Below are 19,858 nucleotides of genomic sequence, written 5' to 3'. Positions count from 1 at the left end.
CTCCCTTCCGTGCCGGGCGTCCGCCCACCGGGCCCTACGGGTGCACCAGCACCTTCACCGCCGTGTCTTTGTGGTTGATCAGGGTGTCGAAGCCCTGCTCCACCAGGTCCTCCAGCGCGATCCGGCCGGTGATGAACGGCTTGAGGTCCACCTTGCCCTCCTGCACCATCTTGATCACGGCGGGGTGGTCGCGGACGTAGGCGATGGTGCCGCGCAGGTCGATCTCCTTGAGCACAATCTTCTGCATGTCCACGGTGGCGGGAGCGCCCCAGATGGACACGTTGACCACCACGGCGCCGGGCCGGACGGCGTCGAGCATGGTGTCCAGCACCGCGTTCACGCCGGCGCACTCGAACGCGACGTCGGCCCCGGTCCCGCCGGTGAGTTCCCGCACCCGCTCCGGGACGTCCTCCTTGCTGGGGTCCAGGACGTGGTCCGCCACCCCGCTGGAGGTGGCCTTTTCCTTCCGCGCCTGGGTGAGCTCGCTGATGATCGTGGTCACCCCCATGCCCTTCAGGACGGCGGCGGTGAGCAGGCCGATGGGCCCCGAGCCGCCCACCAGCGCCGTGTCGCCCGCCTTCACGCCGCTGCGCGCCACCGCATGGTGCGCCACGGACAGCGGCTCGATCAGCGCCGCCTCGTCCAGCGGAATGTCCCCGATGGGGTGCACCCACCGCTGGTCCACCACGATCTTCTCGCTCAGCCCTCCCCCGCCGCCGGACAGCCCGATGAAGCCCATCTGCCGGCACAGGTGGTAGCTGCCCGCCTGGCACATGTCGCAGGTTCCGTCCACAAAATAGGGTTCGACGACGACGTTGTCCCCCTTCGCCAGGCCCGTCACCCCTTCGCCCACCTCGGAAACAGTCCCGGAGAATTCGTGCCCCAGGGTCACCGGGGATTCCTCGTGGGACAGCGGGTGCGGATGGCCCGGCGCCGGGCAGAAGATGGGCCCTTCCAGGTACTCGTGCAGGTCAGTGCCGCAGATACCGCACCACGCGACGTCGATCTTCACCGCCCCGGGGCGGAGTTCCGGCTCCGGGATGTCCTCGATGCGGATGTCCTTGCGGGCGTGGAAACGTGCTGCCTTCATGATGGGTTCTTCCTTTAGCGGGTGTGGTGGCTGGGCTGCAGTTCGTACACCGGCGTCTCGAGTCCTTCCATCCGGGCCTTGAGCTGCAGCGCCAGGTAGGAGGAGTAGTGCCGGCTCTGGTGCAGGTTGCCGCCGTGGATCCAGAGGTTGGGGACGTTGGTTGGTTTCCACATATTGCGCAGCTCCCCCTCCCACGGACCAGGGTCTTTGGGCGTGTCTGAGCCGTATCCCCAGCATTTGCCCACGCGGTCCGCGATCTCGGGCGAGACCAGGTCCGCCAGCCACCCGTTCATGGAGCCGTAGCCGGTGGCGTAGACGATGAGGTCGGCCTCCAGCTCGGTGCCGTCGTCCATCACCACGGCGTTGCCGGTGATCTTGGAAACCTGCCCGTTCTTCAGCTTTACGCGGCCGTCGATGATCAGCTGGGAGGCGCCGACGTCGATGTAGTAGCCGGAGCCGCGCCGCAGGTACTTCAGGAACAGGCCGGAGCCGTCCACGCCGAAGTCCAGGTCAAAGCCGGCGGCCTCCAGCTGGGAGTAGAACTCGGCGTCCCGCCGGGCCATCTCCTGGTACACGGGCACCTGCGCCTCGGGCAGGATGCGCATGGGAAGGGATGCGAACAGCAGGTCCGCCTTCTCCGTGGTGACGCCGCCGGCCAGCGCCTTCTCCGAGTACAGGTCCCCCAGGGCCAGGTCCATCAGCGATTCGCTGCGGGCGATGTGGGTGGAGGAGCGCTGGACCATGGTGACGTCGGCGCCGTGCTCCCAGAGGTCGGCGCAGATATCGTGCGCGGAGTTGTTGGAGCCGATCACCACGGCCTTCTTCCCCGTCCAGTCCCCGCCGCCGGGGTGCTGGGAGGAGTGCCGCTGCTCCCCCAGGAAGGACTGCGCGCCGTCGAACGCGGGGATGTTCGGGTAGCCGGAGACGCCAAGGGCGAAGACCAGCTGCTTGGGCCGCAACGTCACAGGCGACCCGTTGCGGAGGACCCTGACCGCCCATTCCTGCGTGCCGTCGTCGTACTCCGCGCCCACGCACTCGGTGCCGGACCAGTAGTTCAGCTCCATGATGCGGGTGTAGTGCTCCAGCCAGTCGCCGATCTTGTCCTTGGCGGCGAAGACCGGCCAGTCGTCCGGGAACTTCAGGTACGGCAGGTGGTCGTACCAGACGGGGTCGTGCAGGTGCAGGGACTTGTAGCGGTTGCGCCAGGAGTCGCCCGGGTTCTGGTTCTTCTCGATCACGATGGTGGGCACTCCCAGCCGCCGCAGCCGCGCCGCGAGGCCGATGCCGCCCTGCCCGCCGCCGATGATCACGCAGTAGGGCTGCTCCTCGTAGCCCAGCCGCGCCTCCTGTTCCTCCTTAAGTTCCTTCCAGGAGCGGCGGCCGCGGATGATTTCGTGTGCCACGCCCTGCTCGCGGCGCGGACCCTTCTTCTCCTCGAAGCCCTTCAGCTCCTGCATGGTGGTGAGCAGCGTCCAGCATTTGCCGTTCCGCAGCCGGAGGTGGCCGTAGCCGCGGGCGGCGCCGGTTTCGAACGTGATTCAGGCTTCCACGGTCCCGTCCCGGCCCGCGTTGCCGGTGGCATCCTCCGCGAGCGCCCAGTTGGCCGGCTGCACGTGGTCCAGCGTGGCCTGCAGCATCCGGCGGATGTCTGCCTTGCCTTCCAGTGTTTTCAGGTTCCAGGTGAACGCCACGAAGTCGCGCCAATAGCTTTCATCCTCGAAGAGGTCCAGCGCGGCGTCCACGTCGTGCCGCTGCAGCGCGCCCTCCAGGCTGGCAAGCCAGGCCTGGGCGGCGGCGGTGGGTGTTTCGGTCATCTCCACTCCTTTGTGTCGGTCCCTCAGGTGGTCCGGGCGGCTCCATCCCGCCGGTGTCCCTGCGGTATGCTGGGGCGGGCGTGAGCTGCATCACTATTGGAACGCGGCGGGGGTTACAAGCGCGTTACACGGGCACTGCCGGCAAGGACGCCGGCGGTGAGGAGGAGACGGTGGACTACGGCCTGAGGTTCTCGGACCCGGCGAAGTACGCGCGTGCCCTGCGCCGCGCGCACGAGCAGGTCATCTCCGGTGTCCGACGCCCCGAGATCCCCACGCCGCTGGCGGAATCGTGGCGCCGGTCCATGGCGCTGGGCATCAGCCCGGACCAGCACAGCCCAAGGCACCTGCACGATCCGTCCGAGGTAGTGCAGCTGCGGCGCGAGCACCGGCTGCAGCGGGTGATGCCGGCGCTGCAGGACCTGCTGGCCGACGATTCCAGTTCCGGCCGGCACCTGCTGGTGCTCACCGACGCCACTGGGGAGATCCTGTGGCGGGTGGGCAGCCGGGAGGCGTTGCGCCGGGCGGACCGGCTGGAGTTCTCCGAAGGGGCCGACTGGTCCGAAGCTGGCATCGGCACCAACGCCATCAGCGAGGCCCTGGTCACCGGCGGGCCGGTGCAGCTGTTCTCGGCCGAGCACCTGGTCCGCACCCACCACGAGTGGGCCTGCACCGCCGCGCCCATCACGGACCCTTTGACGGGCGCGCTGCTGGGAGTGCTCGACGTCTCGGGCCCGCTGGACACCATCAGCGCGGACACCCTGCGGATGGTGCGGTGCGCGGTCCGGGTGGCGGAGTCCCTGTTGGGAACGTCCGACGGCGGCACCTCCCTGGGTGCTTCGGCTTCCGTGCGTCCGTCCCGGCAGCCTGTCCTGCCTCGTGTTGCGGTTCAGCGGCTGGAGCTCCTCGGCGACCGGCCCGCCGCCGTGTTTGCCGACGGCAGCCGGGTGCCGCTGACGCTGCGCCGGGCGGAGATCCTGGCGCTGCTGGATTCACGGTCCCAAGGGTGGAGCGCCGAGGAACTGGCCTATGAACTGCATGGCGATGCAGGGACGCCGCAGGCCATCCGCACGGAGATGTTCCGGGTGCGGTCGATTCTGGGTGATGCCGTGGAGTCGAACCCGTACCGGCTGGCTGCCAGGCTTGTTGGGTGTTCGGATTCGGGGCGGGTGCTGCGGCTGCTGCGCGAAGGCCGTGTGGCCCCGGCGCTGGAGGCGTACACCGCTCCGCTGCTCAGCCGGTCCGGCGTCCTAGCCGTCCAGTTGCTGCGGGACCAGCTGGACCTGGCCGTCGGTTCGGCTGTCAGGGCCAGCGGCGACGCCGGGCTGCTGGTTCGATGGTTGTCCACGGATATGGGTGCAAAGGAGGTTCGAGCGGTGGAAGCCCTGGGACGGCTGGTGGGACGAGGCGATACGCGCTATTTGTCCTTTCTCGCTTCATCCACTTTCGGTGGCTGAGCGGTTCTAAACGCTGGCCGGCCGCGCCGAGCACGACCTGGTGGTCGCCATGTCCCATGACCGGGGGACGGGCCGGTGAAGGTACTGGGCATCGAGGCCCGCGTGAACATCACGGTAGGCCTGCCGGTGATGCACGTTCGTGGACCACGGCAGCCCTACAGCGAGGTCGCGGTGGACGGTGAGCTGGAATTCCGCAAGCTCGCCGTGGACCCTGCCCTTCAAGGCGGCGGGGCGGGCAGTGGTGCGCCGCGTCATCGAGCATTCCCGATCCCTGTCAGAGAACGGCGCGATCAGGATCACCAGCGCGACGTTCATTGAGCGCGCTCACACCCTGTACGAGTCCCTGGATTTCCGCCGAGCCCCCCGAGCGGGACTGGTACGTGCCGGGCGAGGATGTCCTGCTATGGGTATTCACGCTGGAGGTGTAAGGCGAGGTGACTTGCCCGGCCGAACTCTTAGGCATGGGCCACCAAAAACCCAGTGGCGCATCTTTCGTAGCCGCAAGACGGGCATGCATTGATCAACACTGCCACGCGAAAGGACACAGCGTATGTTCTATGCCGCTCGACTGGTTTAGCAGCATTGACTGCTCAGGTCCGCCCACGAGGGAATCCGGGAAAGGCGAGTAGTTGCACTTACTGTGAACAAGTACTCATCACTCGCGCAAGTACGAAGCAGGATTTGTAGCCTTGCCTGATAGAGCTACCGCAAATTCTGGCTTGTGTCTGCGAGGACGGTTATGGCTTCAGGTAACGTACGCCGGTCGCAACGATATAGAGGACCTCGGATTCCCAAAACTCCACTCCGAAAAGCTGATACCCTCGCCACTCTCCCGCGAGCAGACTCGATATTTAGGCATGTGCTCGATGGTGTTTCCATATTTGCTTCCCATGCGCCCTCGGGCCATGACCGCTTACCAGAGATAATCAGTGCGGAAATCCAGTGGCTTCGTAGGACCAAGCACTATACATGCAACGATGCGCGAAGATGTTTTGAGTTTTGGGCAGCCCTAGACGACACCTACGGCAGCGAAGGAAGGATATCCCCCGAAGGTGTTGCAACCCTGTTAGACACTTGGCAGCTATGGTTGAGAGAAACCACTGAGCTCGCAGAAGCGGAACTGTCAGCAATGAGCCTTCGATGGCTTGAGGAGTTTGAAAATTCAGGAATCGGCTGGAGGCCAGCAAAAAGAGAACTGTTTAGTTTTCGTGTGGAGCGTCTTCGAGACGCTGCGCAACACTTTTTTCGCTTACACCAGCGAAGGTTTCCGAGCATCACCCAGATTGCCGATATCCGCCCGCTGCAAGAACGGCAAAAGCGGATGCAAAAACGCAAAAAGCAGATTCCGAGAATATGCGGGCAACGCGGCGCGTATGTAGGACCAGATTTCGTTTCAGTCAGAGATGACTTCATGGGAAACAGACAAGACTACTGGCCCTACCCAAAATAACGCTAACGACTCTCCAATAAAACTAAGACCTAAATTTCAGCGGCTGTAACTACAGGCCCCTCATACCGCACATCGATCGCGCCGAAGTGGGCGCGGCCGCAGGCGATTTTCCGAGCCTCTTCGGGGTGAAGCTTCTCGATCTCATGGGTTGACTTGGTCTCCACCACCATGGTGACATCGGTTTCGCGCCCGTCCTGCACATCGATCTTGAGGATTGCCCAGTCCGGGTTGTAACCGCCAAGCGGTGTGGGGACCTTGAACCGGGGCGGCAGTTTCATGAACATCCGAATGTCTCCGTCCGTGTCGCCGTCGGCAAGACGCCCGGAAAGGTCTAAGGCGAACTGCTCCTCCACCGCCGAGTCGAACCGCACATGGCTGAAGATGGAACCGTCCACTTCGACCAGGTATTTGCGGTCGACCGGGCCTTCGGCGTCCGTTACGATGTCCAGCTGCCATTCCGAATCATCATGGTCCTCGATGCGGTGGTAGACGATTCCTTCCACCATCAATGCACGCTTGGACTCGTTGATGGCTCGGGCCAGCAGGTCCAGCACGCCCTGCGGATTGATGCCCAGCTGCGCTGTCCGCCCCGAAGCCTTGATAATCTTGGCAAGCGTCCCGCGGGTCAGCCCGGTCTCTCGCTGAAGGTAGCCCAGGACATCCGGAATACGGACCCTGGCTTGCACGGAATCCACCTCGTGCAGGGCCCCTGCCAGTTGTGCCTTCACACCACCGGCAGCCTGTTCCGTTCCCCGTTTGATGGCCAGGGAGGCGTCGGCGATCACGAACTTCGGTGCGGTGATGTCATCCGCTTCCTTGAGCCGCTGTACGACGTCGGCTAGCAGCTTGTCGCTGTCAATGGTCACCTCATAGCGGGTCCGGGGCTTGATCCTGTCCCACAATTCCTTGAAGTACAGGTTATGGCGGAAGCCCGGATCCAACGTGACGGAAACTTGGTCGCGCTCGTTTCGGATACGGCCGCCGTCGAACTTCACTCCCGTCTCTTCCTCGATCTCGGACTGCAGTGCCGCAGCGAAGTCGTCATAGTGCTCGTTTGCAATGACGGTCACCTTGTTCACGGCCTTGTCGAAGCAGCGCACGCCCGACTCGTTCACCGGCAGGCGTAGTCCGCGGCCAATTTCCTGGCGTTTGCGATCGGCGGAGACCGATTCATTCAAGGTGCAGATCTGGAAAACGTTTGGGTTATCCCAGCCTTCCCGGAGCGCGGAGTGGCTGAAGATGAAGCGGCGCGGGTTGTCCAGGTTGAGGAGCAGCGTCTTGTCCCGCATGATTTCGTCATAGATCGCCTGGTCATCGGCCGTCGTTCCAGAGGTGTCCTTCGCGACGCTCGAGCGGTCTTTGGCGAAATAGCCACTGTGGACTGCATCGACATCCGGAAGGTTCAGCTTTGCAAAGCGCTCTTGAACACTCAACTCGGCGTAAGCCTGCTCGAACCAGCGCCGGATCTTGGGCTGGGCGGAGTCCGGACCGGCATAGTGGGCCACCTTGTCGATGAAGATGACCGAAAGCACCTTGACCCGTTCCCCCGGAGCGGTGAGTTTTTTCCGCAGGTACTCCTCATGCTGCAGATGCTTCTCCACGGTTGCATGGACCTGGGCCTGCATCAGTGCGTCACGGTCGACGCCCAGGTCCTCGCCTTCCCGGACGATTTTGTCGTTCGCGAAGATGACCTCCCCGGTGTCCGCCTTGATGTCCTCCACCATCCAGGAGGCATACTGGCTCAGTCCGCCGGAAAGTTCATAGAGGCTTTGCCCGGCACGGTCCAGCTTTACGGTCTTCTTGCCGATCTTGCCGTTTGTGATCACGAAGATTTCGACGTCGGCAATCACCTTGGTTTTGGTGGCCAGGATTTTCTTCACCTTGATGCTGGTAGCGTTCAGGTTTTGTTCCTGAACCACCGAGCGCACCATGATCTGCTTGACCAGCCCGAGGTCGTAGGCGCGGACCGGGTCCAGCTTGTAGATCTGGTGGTAGTGCTCTTTGTGGGTGGCGGAGTAGCGCAGCGTGAAAAGCGGGTTGAGCTGGGCAAGGGCTTCCTTGCTCTTTTTGCTCTCCATTTTCTGCGGTTCGTCCAAAATGACGATGGGGCGCGTTCCGGCAATCAGGTCTATGCCCTGGCCAAGGCCTTCGATGTCCTTGAACAGCACGTTGCCGGCCTTGTTGAACGAGGCCAGGGTCATGATCATGACCTTGAGGTCGCTGTCCCGGTTGAAGCTGCGCACCTTGTTGATGTCCTTGGAGTCATAGACCCAGGCGTCCATGGATTGCCGTTCGAAGACCTCGGCGAAGTGGTCCGCCATGCCCTCGATGCTCTGCTTGACGCCTTCACGAATCGCAACTGATGGCACCACGATGATGAATTTCCGCCAGCCGTACAGCTCGTGGAGCCGGCGGATGGTCCGCAGGTAGACGTAGGTTTTGCCTGTGCCGGTTTCCATTTCCACTGTGAAGTTGTTGGAAACCAGCTGCTGGTCCCGAGCCTCCTGGGGAACAAAGTTTTCTTCCCGGCCTTGCACGAGGCGGAGGTTCTGGAGGACCTGGTCGTCGGTGATGGCGAGCCGGTTACCGATCCCGGTTTCTGTCAACAGCGCACCTTCCTCCACGAACGACGTTTCGAAGGCGCTTTGTGCCAGCGGTTGGCCGGCAAAAAGGTCGACGACGGCGTCAACGGCCGCGCGCTGGTACGGCTGGGTGGCGTCAAACTGGAGTTTCATATGCAGTGCCTCAGACGGTACGGAGGGCGTTGTCTTTGTCCGGATCCGATTCCGGGCGCCGGCTGGCAAATTGGTGCCGCGCGTTGAGTTTGAGGGAGTCGTTGTCCCCGAACCCGGCGTCCAGCAGGACCACCTGCACAGGCCACGGTTCCAGCGCGAGGAGGCCGTCGATCAGTTCCTGACTGATCTTTCGCCCAGCGCTCACGACGAAGAGGCCACCCATTGCCACATAGACGTCCTCGCCTGCGATCTTGATCTTATTCAGGTCAACGTCAAGAGGCACTCCGGCCTTGAGCAGGATCTCGTGGACCACATCGTCATCGGAGGCACCGGAGTTGATGTTGTCGATGTAGAAGTCGAGTTCCTCGCTCAGGAATGTGTCCGTATCCGAATCCCAGTTCCTGAAGTTCGATTCGGCTAGCCTGAAGGCCCTGAAACCGATATCTAGGTTTGCGCCCTTTTCTCCGCTCTCTTCCTTGATTTTCGTCCCCGCACGGCGGACTCGTTCGCGGGTGATGTCAGAGATCTTGGGGTACTCGGGATTGTCCGTGGCCTCGGGAAGCTGAACGAGGATAAATCGGCGGTTTCCGCCGTCTTCGGCATTCTGCTTCATGACGGCGTGGGCAGTCGTTCCAGACCCGGCGAAGAAATCCAGGACAATATCGGACGATCGCATCGTCGTTTGCATTAGGCGCCTGATGAGCAGTGTCGGCTTCGGATAATCAAAAGTGCCTGCTGGAAGGAGCGCATCGACCTCCTTCTTTGCTGTCGACGAGTCCCCGGCGTAATCCCGTCGCAAGAGAGTTACAGGAACCAGACCGTCTTGTACATCCGCCAAGTAGCGCTTGACCATTGGATATGAGTCGCCACTTCCCCAAATAACCTCGTTGCGGGCCACCTTCGTCTTCCATGTTTCCTCACTCAGAGCCCAGAAGCGGTCAGATGGCCGTTGCAGGAGGACACCATTGGGTTTTTCAATGGTGTAATCAGCCGAGTAGTAATTGTGCGCGGTGATCGGGTCAGTCTTCCATGGCCCTTTCGGATCGTTGTCAGGGTTGGCGTAAAGTGACTTACCCTCACGGGCGAGCAGTTGGCGATCCCAACTCTCCTTTTTCTTGGCATACACGACGACGCTGTCGTGACTCAGCGAAAAGTACTTTGCTGAATTCTTCCTGGTGTGCACTTTCTCCCACACGAGCGTGGCAAGGTGGTTTTCCGGACCAAATACCTCGTCGCACAAGTGCCTGAGATTGTGGACTTCATTGTCATCGATGGTGATGAAGATTGCCCCAGTTTCTGCGAGGACGTTTCTTGCGGACATCAACCGAGGACACATCATTGTCAGCCAGTCTGAGTGATACCGCCCTGAGGACTCAGTGTTTCCGCTAGTACGCAGACCCTGCCCGTCCACCTGAGCTGAGCGGCGGAGGTAGCTGTCAGTGGGTTCAGCAAAATCATCATCGTAAACAAAGTCGTTTCCGGTGTTATAGGGCGGGTCAATGAATATCATCTTGACCTGGCCGTAGTAGCTCTTCTGAAGGAGCTTCAGGACTTCGAGGTTGTCGCCTTCGATGATGACGTTCTTGGTGGTGCCGAAATCTACTGACTCGGTCGGCATTGGCTTGAGCGTGGCGGTGGACTGCTTCTGCGCGAGGCGGATGGCATCGCGCTTTCCGGGCCAGGTTAGCCCGTAGCGTTCGGGAGATTCCTCGATAGTCTCGCCGAGGAGCAGCTTCAACTTCTCGACATCTAGCTTGCCGTCAGTCATTGCCTCCGGGAACAGCTGCCCCAGTTCGGCGGCCCGGTCCGGCAAGCCTTCCGACGCCAGTTCCTGAATCTTCCATGCGCCGTCGGACATCAAATTTGCACCCCGTGTTCAGCAAGACAAAAGCGAGCGGGCCTGAACGTGACCGAGCTCGCAAACAATGACATATAAATATGGCATTAACCCACCGGGATTGCACGCATATGGAGTGAGTGTCCAGCCACAACAAGCTCAGCCCGGAGGCCTCGCGGGCTCTTGGGCTTCGGCTGCAGAATCTGCGGGTGGACTTCGGCTGGACGCAGGCGGAGGTGGCGGGTCTTGCCGGCATTTCTCGGGGCCACTACCGCACCCTGGAACTGGGTCACGCGGACTATGGCGACCGGTCGCCGTCGAACCCCACCATGGCCACCCTCCTGGAGTTCGCACGCGTGTACCGGATCGATCCGAAGGAACTCATCGATTTGGTCATCACGAACAGCTCCTCGGAGCAGTAAACGCCACGCTGCGACAGTGAACCTCAGACCAGCCTCCAGCGGATGGCAAACAGCTCCTCCACGATCACCTTGGCCGCGAGCTTAGTCTCCACCTCGGACAATAATTCATCCCTGCGGGTGTCAATCCTGTCCTGTTCCTCGTAAAGTTCCCTCCGCTTCTGGTTCCGCTTGCGCTCCAGCTCCTGCTTTTTCCGCTGTGCCAAAAGTTTTTCCTGGATGCCCATCCCGGCGGACTGGCGGGCTTCCCGGCCGGCGTCCTTAAGCGTCTTCTCGATCTCCTTGAGCTCCAGTTCCAGCCCCTGCCGGAGATCATCCGCCCAACGGTCCAGCTTTTCCGATTCCTCGGAGAGCAGCACGTCCAGCCGTTCACGTTGCGCTGTCTCGAAGGCTTTGACGTCACCATTGACCTGTTTGGCCAGGACGGAACGGACCTCGCCGGGCGCCAGCGCACTGCCAAGCTCGGCGGCCTGCAGACTGAACATCCTGGACAGCTGCTCTCCGTCGAGCACGTCGCCGCCATCGGTAACACCGGTCAGGATCAGCTCGAGCATGCTGTCGGCCGATTCAACGGTAACGAGTTGGGCCGCCATGAGCCCTGAGGTTCCTCGAAGTGGCTCCAGCGCACCCACAGTGCTGCCATGGGACGAATAGTCGAAGACCACCTCGGACTCGGGAAGCTGTCGCGCCGCCGCCCTTGCGCTCAGCAACTCCGCGAGCGGTGAGAGATGATGGTAGAAGGTCGCTCTGAGCTCATCGGCTCTTGCCCAGTCCATGACATAGCGTCCTGAATGTTCGCCGCCGTCCAGTTCAAACATCAATTTGTCCCGGTCGAACACCGCAGCTGCATTGACAGCCTGCTGGAGTTCGTACTGTGTCAGAAACCAGAGTGCCGCCTGCTGGAGTCCGAGCGACCGTTTGCTTTCGCCAAGCTGTACGTCCAGGCGCTCGATGACCTCATCGTCAAAGTCCTCCAGGAGCGTGGCCTTCGTGGCATCCATCTTGGATTCAATCTCGGTCTCGAGTTCACTGCGGAGTTTGTCGAACTGCTCCTCGATCTCCTGGGCCGTGCGGCAGGTCTGGTACACCGCGCCGATCCGCTTCTCGAGGTCGAAACCGGATGCCAGCGCACCCAGCACCTCATCGCTGGCGCCGAACACCCCGCTGAACAGCTTGAATTTCTCATCGAGGAGTTCGAAAACCCGCTTGTCCGCCTCGTTGGACGTGTTCAAGAAGTTCACCACCACAACGTCGTGCTTCTGCCCATAGCGGTGGCAACGCCCAATACGCTGTTCGATGCGCTGGGGGTTCCACGGCAGGTCGAAATTTACCACGAGGGAACAGAACTGAAGGTTGAGGCCTTCTGCCGCCGCTTCAGTGGCCACCAGGATCGGGTAGTCATCCCGGAAGGCGTCCACGATCGCTGATTTCGTGTCCGACACCCGGTTGGCCACGGCCAGCCCGGCTTCCAGCCGCTTGGCCCGCCACGCGCTGTAAACCGCCTGGACCTGCGCCTCAGTGTTCTGCCCGTTGATGGTGATGACTTTTCCAGCGTAGCCAGTTGCTTCGAGGAGCTCCACCAGATGATGCTGGGTCCGGCGCGACTCTGTAAAAATGACCGCCTTCTCCTGGGCTCCACGTTCCTGGGCCATGGCAAGGGCCTTGGGCAGGATCTCGATTAGTGACTTCGCCTTTGCGTCGAGCTGGATCGAATGCGCCAGGTCGGCAAACTGCCGCAGTTCGGATGCTTCGGACCGCCGGCCGTCGATATCCTCCGCAAGTTCCCGGTCCACAAACTCGACCCCGCCGGATTCCTCCAGCTCGCCGTCGTAATCCTCATCGATCTCCAGCTCCTCAGCCAGATCCTCCGCATCGGAGTGGCGCGTTCCGCCGTCGGACCTTTCCCCGGAAAGGTGGCGCACCTGGCCCTCCAGCTTGGCTGCCATATTCTCCAGAGTTGCGGCGATTGCCACCGATGAGGATGCGAGGATCTTGCGAAGGATCAGTGTCATCAAGGTACGCTGCGCCTTGGGCAGCGCATAGGACTCCTCCTGCTGCAGATAGTCGGACACGAGGTCATAGAGCACCTGCTCGTCCTCGCTTGGCGTGAAGTCCTGGGTTATGGGGATACGGCTGGTGAACTTCACATATTCCCGAACCTGGCGGCGCAGTGTCCTCTTGACCATCGGCTGCAGGCGTGCCTTTAACTCCAGCATGGTGGCTGCATCCGTGGCTGCGCTGGAATAGGCGCTGCGGAACGTCTTCTGGTCACCGAAGACGTGTTCATCAATGATCTGGACGAGACCGTAAAGTTCCATCAGCGAATTCTGCAGGGGCGTGGCCGTCAGCAGCAGTTTGGGAGCGTGGCGGGTTGCCCTTGCGAGCGCCTTGGCCCGCTGGTTCTGGGACTTCCAAACGTTCCTCAGCTGGTGTGCCTCATCAAAGACGATGCGGTCCCAGGCGATCATCTGGATGTCGCCCTGGTGGCGGGCGGCAAAGTGGTAGGAGCAGATCAAAACCGACCGGTCGTCGTCGAACGGATTCCCTCTGCCCCCATACGAGTCTGCATCAAGGACCCGGGCGGGAAGTCCGAACTTTTCAGAAAGTTCGGATGCCCATTGGCGGCGGAGGGTTGCGGGGGCAATGATCAAAAGCCGCCGTTTGCGCCGGGCCCACAGCTGCAGCAGCACCAGCCCGGCCTCGATGGTCTTGCCGAGGCCTACTTCGTCGGCAAGGACCACGCCGTTGCTCAGGGGCGAGCGCAGCGCAAAGGACGCCGCCTCCACCTGGTGGGGGTTGAGATCCACCCGCGCCGATGACACCGCAGCCATGATGTCGCTGCTGGTTGATGTTTGTGCCTTGAGCAGGTTTGCCCAATATTTGGCATGGTAGTCCGTGGTCACGCGCGCCCCCTGGGATACATATATATCTGTCAATTGTGCATGGGAGCGGCGGCTTTTACGTTGTTCTCGAACCATTCACATCGCTGACGGAGTTAATTTCGATGAGTCGTTCCAGTGCACCAACAAGCTGCCTGACAAGCTTGCAATCGGCAGAGAGCGCGCGAGCAACCATGCCGAGATGAGCTCAGTCCAGTGTTTTGATCAAAGGCTGCGGTAGTAATCCCGAATGTAGTGCGACATCATCAGGCGGCGGTCTACCAGGAACTGTCCGTAAGTCTCCGCTGTGGTGTCATGAATGGATTCCGGAACAGCGTTCGCTGCCAGGTTCTCCTTCAGCTCGTACCGCTCAGTGATTTCACCGAGCCGTAGTTCACCGTCGTCGATCTGTTGTTTCACCCGTTCCATGTAGTCAGCTGGTGCAGAATCCTTGATGCCAATATTGATGGGCGTCTCAGTCAGCGCGTAGTTTGCAATCTGGTTATAGTCGCTACGGTCACGAATACCGTTCTTTTGTAGGTAATTCTTCGGGACGAGGTGATGGATATCCCCGGACTCTTCCAGCATGTTGGCCACAGTGATGTTCTTGGAGAGGAATCCGCGCGCACCGGAGTGAACTTGGGCAGCAAGGTAGGTCTGGAAGAAGGGGCTGCGGATGCTGGATGACTCCATCGACATAGGCACCGCTACATCCCAAAAGTTCTCGCTCATGGAAGACCGCTCGATGTTGGTCAAGTATTCGCTGGCCCCGTACTCCGAAAGCCTGCGTATATCCGCTTCGAAAGCAGTCTCGAAGGAACCCGTGTACCTGCTGGTGATGAGGGACATAACGAACCACTTTCGAACGACGCGTTTGATGTCGCCCTCTGTAAGCTGTCCCTCGCTGCGTAGGTGCAGGTAGAGGGCATAAGCAAAATTCAGTGCGTTCTTAGAACTGATCATGCCGGGAGAAATGAAACCGGCAGACTTAATGGTCATGACGAACTGCTGGAAGTTGTACTCATTGGCAATTTCAAGCAGAACCTTTTCCAGCCGGGCAAAGGACTCCACAGCAAGCTGCTCATCAAAAGTTCTAGTCTCGAAGTCACGACCCGACAAAAGGCTGACCAAGGCGGCCACTTTACCCCGCTTGAACTCTTTAATTCCGGCAACCCGGATGACGTCCGTGTAGGTGGGGTCGTAGAGGTCGGAGGCATCGCGCCTAAGCCAGGCGATTTTCTTCATATAGCCGGAGGATGCGAAAGCAGTGTCATTCTGCGCAATGTCGTCATACACGTGGGGAGACACAGCTAGGTGGCAGAAATAATCGATGAGCTTCCGAAGGTTAGATCCGAACTCGCCGTGGCTTGCGATCTTGCTCATGGCAAAGTCCGCACTGCTCAGCGGGACGCCCTTCGAGTTAATTCGAATAAAGATCTCTGTCACCGTAGTGATATCCAGGTCATCCGCCAGAGTGATAATGCCCACTTGCGCTGTCTTAATCGCCCCGAGCCTACCGAAAGCCTGTTCGACCGCTAATTCGTCGGCCTCCGGGTTGGCGGCAATGTAAGTCTTCATAAGGCCGAGGACAGACGGGGCACTAATAAACTCCGCCACGTCGGGAATCCATTCTGGACTTTTGGCAAGCACCGGGGTCAGGGTGGCGAATTCCTCGGTCACCGGGTTGAAAGCGATCTTGATTCGCTTTCTTGCGTAAGTCTTATCAACAACTGGCTCTCCGACCAGCGCTGCCGTCATGGCCGTAATGCGCTGCTGTCCATCGATGAGGATCTGCTTGAAGTTTGATTTACTTCCGTCCTTCAATCCAACGTCCAGGCTTTGCCAGGTGATCAAGTAACCAATAGGAAAGCCGTTATACAGCGAGTCCATGAGGTCACGAACCTTGGTGGAATTCCATACGAAGGGCCGTTGCATCTCGGGAATCGCCACCTGCCCGCTGCGGACCCACCCAAGAAGCGTGTCCACTTGCTGCTGCTGAACCGTGTACTTCGCCATGATTACTCCCACTGTGCTTCGATATAGTGCTGGCAGTGATGCCATCTGAACGACCGCCTATACAGATTGTGCCTGCTTAGGCCCCCCCTACTCACGGAGCTGGCAGAGTAGCTGACACGCAACTTGTCACTGCAACAGCCCGGGGCCCGTGACCATATGGCCGAACGATCGCAGATGAAGCGTTGAATGCTGCTGTGCCCATAATGTAACGACGGATCAGCGGCGCTTGCCAGTGCCTTGTGAAGCGCCGAGCCTCACCCTGCGCCAGCCGCCATCGGTTTCGATGTCCTGCCGAGGGGCATCTTGAAACAACGTCCAGTGATCTTCGTCCTTTATGCGGTTCTTGGGGAGACTGAAGCCGCCGGCGGCCTTCTTGCTCGGAAGCATGTCGGGACGTTCCCTGTTTCCAGGGACGGGTCGTTCTAATGGCTTTATTTGCAGCGTCGGTCGGGGTGAGGGCTTCGGGCTTTTCTTACGGGCTATAACTCTTCCTCGAGCCCCCTGACCAACTCTTGGTGCCGCTTTTGCCGAGAGGCTTACAGCCGCCTTACCTACACCGCTACACAAATCTCCTCTGCCATTTGCATGCTTCGTAACCCTTCCGGCCAGAGGCTTGGCCGCCAAGATTCTGTTGCAAGCAGGACACTGCCATTTTGAGTCGCTTGCGCCGGCCGAAGGCGCCATCTTCCCCCCAAGGAAGTTGAAGATTGAAACATCGACCAACCTACGACACCAGTAGCAGGCATGTATTTATTGCAGAACCTTCAAGACGCGTGTCGCCAGCGCCAACCCCGACGTGACGCGTACCAAGGTAAAGGCTGGCGACGACAGATCGAGATACTAACGGCGTTTCCCAGTTCCTGGAGGTGAGGATGGGGTTGCTCGGACACTTGTTGAGCCGAGTTCGGGTAAGCCAAAATTCGGCCTGTACGGCCTTCGTATACGAGCCCGCTCTGCCTCCCTGCCTCCACCGGAACATATTGGCCCCGTCTTCCATCTATGTGCAGGCAGAAGCCTTGACCCAGAGAGTAGTTGTTTCTCCTGCCCACAGGATGGGCAACGGCCCATTCGTATAGGCCTGTCTGGTTCAGGTTCAATGAGGAGCGGATTCATTTGTGCCTCAACAGCGAAGAACGAACGTCCGGATGCGGAACAATATCGGCCTCGCGGACTTGAGTGATTAGGGATCCTGACATCGTCACTCAAGGTGTCCAAGGCTTTTTCACACATCGGGCATTCCCGGGCAACCGGACTCACTGAGCCACCGCAGCTGCGGTCGCAAATACATCCGCCGGCATCGCCCGGTGCAGCTTCCAGGTGATCGCGATCGGCTTCTCCCCCGAGTGCTGAACGTAGTCCACCTGTCCCAGGCAGGTGTACGGAACTGTCAGCCCCGTCTCGTCGCCGGCTGTATCCCTCGTGAAGATCAGAACCTTTGACCCATGCGATGTCGGGTCCAGATATCGGCGACCCGTCGGGCTCGTGGGAGCCGTTGCGTTCTGCGACTCCCAGTGGAACAGCTCGGGGCTAATTGCGTAGTCCTTGTACATCGTGGTGACCGAATGCTTCTTGTCGTCCTTGTTCAGAGTGACAAAGAAGGCGTCAGTGGACGTAGCCGGACACCACGCAACGCCCTCACGGTGCTGGACGTTCTTGCCCTGTTCCAAAGAGCCGTACTGCAACGCCGCAAGAACCTCCTCGCGCCGATAGGTGGCGTGCGAGAGCAGCGGAATGTGCTGCAGCCCTGCACCGAGGCTCTTGGCCGCGTGTTTGGACGCGGCAACGCCGAGCTTTACGATCTGCTGAATCTCGCGGCACACAAACTGGTAGCCGCGCAGGTAATCCAGTCCGTCGTCGTACGTTTTGAAACCGCCGCCGTCATCCCACAGAGTGTAAAAGAGCATTCGCGCGAAAGCCTGCTCGCGCATGCCAAGCTCCGTGTAGCGGGGCGCGTCGGGAGAAACCAGCATGGAGTAGGCGGCGGCGCGTTCCGGATCGTCCACTTGAATCAGCGCGGCCATGCGGCCCAGCAGCTTCTTTTCCTCCGCGTCCGACAGCTCCTCGATCTTCCCGCGGAGCACCGTCTCCAGGGGCGAGTACCCTTCGATCAGCCCAGCCTGCCGGAGGTAACCGGTCCACGAGTCCCTGGTGGACCGGTAGATTGTCTTCACCTCATTCCCCGACCGCTCCAGATAAGCCTCCAGCTCGGTCTCGGCGTACGAGGCGATGTCCCGGACCAGCTGCGCCCGGTTGAACCGGAGCTGTGCCTTAATGTTGTCCAGCACCACCTTCTGCGCCACCCGGTCCAGCACGATCTGCGAGCCAGACGGCAGGTACGGGAACTCATCCTCGACAGCCTTCTCCAGCTCCTTGCCCCCGTAGCCGGTCAGCGCCCGGTAGCGCAGATCAAAGCGGAACTCACGGCGCTGCTGGCCAATGAAGTCCAGGACCGTCAGCACCGCTTTGCCCTCGGCACGGCGCAGCCCGCGCCCCAGCTGCTGGAGGAAGACCGTCGCGCTCTGAGTGGGTCGGAGCAACAGGATGGTGTCCACCTGCGGCAGGTCCAGGCCTTCATTGAAAAGGTCGACGGCGAAGATGCAGCTGATCTCCCGCTTCTCCAGGAGCCGGAGGGCTTCCTCGCGGTCAGCATTGTCAGTGGTGCCGTCGACGGCAAATGAGGGCCCGCATCTTATCTGTGCTGGTGACCTTGCCCGCGGGCACACCGCTATTACCGCCAGTAAATGCATCGGTCCAGACTCCCATGACCGATTGCACTACTGAGTTGCCCGGTCGGCGACCCGCGGACCGATATCATCGTGTCCCATGAACCTTGCGCAATCAGACCCAACTACTTCTGGCGCTCAAATGGTGGATCTCTTCGCCGGTCCGGGTGGGTTGGATGTCGCTGCACGCTGGTTGGGATTATCCGTGGCCGGTATCGAGTGGGACGATAATGCCTGCGCAACCAGGCGGGCCGCCGGGCTTGGAACTATCCAAGGTGACGTACGGGATCACGGTCCGGCCGAGTTTCCCCGTGCGACGATCCTCGCCGGGGGGCCGCCCTGTCAGACGTACACCGTGGCCGGGGCAGGTGCTGGTCGCAAGGCACTGGACCAGGTCCTGTCCTTCATTGCACGCATGGCCGATGGGGACGACGTCACAACCGAGCTAGCCACTTTGGACGATGAACGGACCGGGCTGGTGCTGCAGCCGCTGCGATGGGCATTGGAGGCCCATGAGGCGGGGAACGCCTACGAGGTGATCGTATTGGAGCAGGTGCCAGCGGTTCTGCCTGTTTGGGAGGCCATGGCGAAGGCCCTGGAACCACTGGGTTATGAGACCGTGACTGGCATACTCCACGCAGAAGAGTACGGGGTTCCGCAGACCCGTCGCCGCGCGATCCTCATCGCGAACCGGTACGGCACGCCCGTACTTCCCGCCCCATCGCACCAGCGGTTTAGGAGAAAAGAGGTCGAAGCTCCTACGGACCGACCAAGCTTGCTGCCCTGCCAAAGCATCGGCGAGACCTTGGACCGTGTAGAGCCTTTTGTGATGATCTCCAATTATGGAACTGGTGGTGATCCGAAGGCGCGCGGTCGGCGCACTTCAGAGGAACCGGCTTTCACGGTTACCGGGAAAGTGTCCCGGAACCGCTTGTTCTCCACCAACGAGGATGAACTCGATCGCCTCAAAGTTTCTGAGGCAGGCCGGCTCCAGACCTTCCCCGCTGATTACCCGTGGTCGGGCAAGGACGTCTCACAACAGATTGGCAATGCCATTCCACCCCGTCTCGCAGCTCACGTCTTGGCAGCAGCGCTCGGTCAAGAACTTGACGCGGATTTCTTCGACACGATGACAAGAAAGCGGTGGACCGATGCGGCCTGCGAAACGGCACCCGCACCACAAGACACCGACGGTCCCAACGGCCGTCCTGTGCCGAGAAATGGACTAGGGCCTCAGCTATCACTCATCGACATTCCCGATAGCGCCCTCAGCCTCGTGTCCTCCTGAGCGTCCACTTAGTAAGAGGACTCCCTCTGGATCCGTTTGTCGGTACTCGACCAACGACCAACGTATATTCACCGCTACCGAAACGGTCGGTGGTGACCACTTCACTGGCCGGGACGGTGTCATCAAGGATGATAACTTCCGGCGGCACGTCTT

Annotated in this window: 11 protein-coding genes and 1 pseudogene; 4 read left to right on the top strand and 8 right to left on the bottom strand. The window is 60.7% G+C overall.

Annotated elements, in window-relative coordinates:
* Window positions 1-34 precede the first annotated feature (34 nt).
* Both AC4EEV_RS16555 and AC4EEV_RS16550 read right to left on the bottom strand, forming a co-directional pair.
* Window positions 35-1,090 (bottom strand): 2,3-butanediol dehydrogenase, encoded by a 1,056-nt coding sequence (locus tag AC4EEV_RS16555; RefSeq protein WP_491329494.1) that lies wholly within the window; start codon window positions 1,088-1,090, stop codon window positions 35-37.
* Between the two features lie 14 nt (window positions 1,091-1,104).
* Window positions 1,105-2,904, bottom strand: a pseudogene (locus AC4EEV_RS16550) (NAD(P)-binding domain-containing protein).
* A gap of 170 nt (window positions 2,905-3,074) precedes the next feature.
* Between AC4EEV_RS16550 and AC4EEV_RS16545 the strand changes: the two are divergent.
* Window positions 3,075-4,358: a GAF domain-containing protein gene (locus tag AC4EEV_RS16545; RefSeq protein ID WP_491329493.1), complete on the top strand. Its 1,284-nt coding sequence runs from the start codon at window positions 3,075-3,077 to the stop codon at window positions 4,356-4,358.
* Window positions 4,359-4,364: 6 nt separating this feature from the next.
* Here the strand turns inward: AC4EEV_RS16545 and AC4EEV_RS16540 are convergent, their stop codons facing one another.
* Window positions 4,365-4,613, bottom strand: a complete 249-nt coding sequence (locus tag AC4EEV_RS16540; RefSeq protein ID WP_491329492.1) for a hypothetical protein — start codon at window positions 4,611-4,613, stop codon at window positions 4,365-4,367.
* A gap of 604 nt (window positions 4,614-5,217) precedes the next feature.
* Between AC4EEV_RS16540 and AC4EEV_RS16535 the strand changes: the two genes are divergently transcribed.
* Window positions 5,218-5,808, top strand: coding sequence for a hypothetical protein (locus AC4EEV_RS16535; protein ID WP_491329491.1), 591 nt, complete (start codon window positions 5,218-5,220; stop codon window positions 5,806-5,808).
* A gap of 29 nt (window positions 5,809-5,837) precedes the next feature.
* Here AC4EEV_RS16535 and AC4EEV_RS16530 read toward each other — a convergent pair whose 3' ends face one another.
* Window positions 5,838-8,543: a restriction endonuclease gene (locus tag AC4EEV_RS16530; RefSeq protein WP_491329490.1), complete on the bottom strand. Its 2,706-nt coding sequence runs from the start codon at window positions 8,541-8,543 to the stop codon at window positions 5,838-5,840.
* 10 nt (window positions 8,544-8,553) lie between these two features.
* Entirely contained in the window at window positions 8,554-10,401 is a 1,848-nt protein-coding gene (locus tag AC4EEV_RS16525; RefSeq protein WP_491329489.1) for a site-specific DNA-methyltransferase, read from the bottom strand.
* 119 nt (window positions 10,402-10,520) lie between these two features.
* On the opposite strand from AC4EEV_RS16525, the gene AC4EEV_RS16520 reads away from it, so the two are divergent.
* Window positions 10,521-10,802 carry a helix-turn-helix domain-containing protein gene (locus AC4EEV_RS16520; protein ID WP_491329488.1) on the top strand — a complete coding sequence of 94 codons (282 nt, stop codon included), beginning with the start codon at window positions 10,521-10,523 and terminating at the stop codon, window positions 10,800-10,802.
* Between the two features lie 23 nt (window positions 10,803-10,825).
* On the opposite strand, the gene AC4EEV_RS16515 is transcribed toward AC4EEV_RS16520, so the two are convergent.
* From AC4EEV_RS16515 to AC4EEV_RS16505, 3 genes are all read right to left on the bottom strand, one after another.
* The gene (locus AC4EEV_RS16515; RefSeq protein WP_491329487.1) at window positions 10,826-13,702 is read right to left on the bottom strand and encodes an SNF2-related protein; all 2,877 of its coding nucleotides are present in this window, start codon (window positions 13,700-13,702) and stop codon (window positions 10,826-10,828) included.
* Window positions 13,703-13,903: 201 nt separating this feature from the next.
* Window positions 13,904-15,694 carry a GmrSD restriction endonuclease domain-containing protein gene (locus AC4EEV_RS16510; protein WP_491329486.1) on the bottom strand — a complete coding sequence of 597 codons (1,791 nt, stop codon included), beginning with the start codon at window positions 15,692-15,694 and terminating at the stop codon, window positions 13,904-13,906.
* Between the two features lie 1,253 nt (window positions 15,695-16,947).
* Window positions 16,948-18,441: a DUF3427 domain-containing protein gene (locus AC4EEV_RS16505; RefSeq protein WP_491329485.1), complete on the bottom strand. Its 1,494-nt coding sequence runs from the start codon at window positions 18,439-18,441 to the stop codon at window positions 16,948-16,950.
* A 76-nt stretch (window positions 18,442-18,517) separates the two neighbouring features.
* Between AC4EEV_RS16505 and AC4EEV_RS16500 the strand changes: the two genes are divergently transcribed.
* Window positions 18,518-19,705 (top strand): DNA cytosine methyltransferase, encoded by a 1,188-nt coding sequence (locus tag AC4EEV_RS16500; RefSeq protein WP_491329484.1) that lies wholly within the window; start codon window positions 18,518-18,520, stop codon window positions 19,703-19,705.
* The last annotated feature ends 153 nt before the right edge of the window (window positions 19,706-19,858 follow it).

The organism is Pseudarthrobacter sp. MOO14, assembly GCF_058267675.1.
This window is presented reverse-complemented; position numbering and strand designations above follow the sequence as displayed.